Origin of the sequence: Streptococcus pseudopneumoniae ATCC BAA-960 = CCUG 49455 (genome assembly GCF_002087075.1) — a bacterium.
Taxonomy (GTDB): domain Bacteria; phylum Bacillota; class Bacilli; order Lactobacillales; family Streptococcaceae; genus Streptococcus; species Streptococcus pseudopneumoniae.
Genome location: NZ_MWSM01000012.1, coordinates 73,760 through 74,410 on the forward strand (window position 1 = coordinate 73,760; position 651 = coordinate 74,410).

The window sequence follows — 651 nt, forward strand, 5'->3', positions numbered from 1 at the left end:
AAAAGCTGACGCCAAGTACATGAATGCAGACCAAGCTAAGCGTACTGCCTACGACGAAGCTCTTAAAGCGGCGAAAGCTGTAGATGCTAAAGAAGGTGCAAGTCAAGCAGAAGTTGAGAAAGCTAAGAATGACTTAGTTGCAGCAGCGGCAGCCTTGAATGTATCAGATATAGTAGCAGGAACTCAGCCTACATCGTATCAAACGAGAGCAATGTTGCCTAATACTGGTATACGATCAGATAATACTACATCTGCTCTAGGACTTCTATCAATCTTTGGAGCAGTAGGTTTACTCTTTTCTAAAAAGAAAAAAGATGATGAAGAAGCTTAAGTAAATGATTCTATTTGATTCTCAATCGCTTTTACATACACAATTTTTTATCAATTAAAAAGGGGCTCTTGGTCAACTGTAGAGTGTTGAAGTCAGCTAAGATCTAGAAAGGACAAATTTTGTCCTTTCTTTTTTTGGGCTCTTTGTCAACTGTAGTGGGTTGAAGTGTAACCGCCCAATAACGAAGTATATTGTAACCGCCCAATAACGAAGTATATTGAAAAATCTCCAGACTAGAGAACTCACGGATAGTTCCTAATCTGGAGATTTCTTATTTGCACTTTTCTTGTACAACTTTAGTCCATGGTAAATAAGCCTCT

General features: G+C 38.6%; 1 protein-coding gene. It reads left to right on the forward strand.

The window, feature by feature from the left end; all coding sequences use genetic code 11:
• Window positions 1-331: LPXTG cell wall anchor domain-containing protein (locus B4W83_RS03210; protein ID WP_158083585.1), on the forward strand; the 331-nt coding region annotated here is incomplete at its 5' end.
• Window positions 332-651 lie beyond the last annotated feature (320 nt).